This window comes from Bradyrhizobium sp. P5_C12, from assembly GCF_054049735.1.
In genome coordinates, this window is record NZ_JBFULU010000148.1 from 1 (window position 1) to 747 (window position 747).

1 protein-coding gene is annotated in these 747 nt (G+C 58.0%); it reads left to right on the forward strand.

The window, feature by feature from the left end; genetic code table 11:
* On the forward strand, positions 1–467 hold a 467-nt coding region (locus ACXJMY_RS38035), incomplete at its 5' end, for a hypothetical protein (protein ID WP_456624476.1).
* Positions 468–747 lie beyond the last annotated feature (280 nt).

Genomic DNA, 747 nt, shown 5'->3' on the forward strand with positions numbered 1-747 from the left:
GCAGCGTAGCGCTGATCTTGGCGGTTCGGCGCTCGAAAGTCTGGGATAGCTGGGCCTCCCAGCCTTTCGTCTTTGCCGGCACCGTCTGCTATTCGGCTTATGTCATCCACGCTCTTCTTTTCAGCAACATGGACTGGCCGAAGGGGCTCGATCTCGAAACACTGCTGGCCTTCGGTCGCTTCGCGTTCGGCACCTTGCTGCTGTCAGCTATTTCCTTCGCGACGATCGAAGCAATCGGCATTCGACATCTACCAGCTTGGGCGCAGTGGACGAGACTCTTCCGCGGCCGCTCCTCAGTCCTCAATCCGGCGATCTGGCACAAATGCAAGCCGATATTTCCCCACCGCACCATCAACGGGGATTGGACCGGTCTTGCGCAGACGTGGCGTCGCCGGCGCAAAGACGGGAAGTGGGAATACCGCCAAGACGAGCCGACGGTCGATGACTGGTCGAACAGACAGTACTAGGAGCCGACGATTGGAGCCCTGTCGATGAGCCCGAGAGCGCCATATCCGAAGAGCCTGTAACGTCACCGTCTATGCGGGAGGCGGACACCCTACTTCACACGCTATCAACGCGCTCGGCTGATCAGCGAAGCCTTACGTTCGATGCTTCATGGATGATGAACCTCCGGGTTCTCACATGAGAAACACGAAGCCGATGTGGGTAATCCCAAAGGGTCCACACATGGCGCGAGTTTTGAACTATGCGAAAGAGCGTCGAGTCACCGGAACTTGAGATATGCCG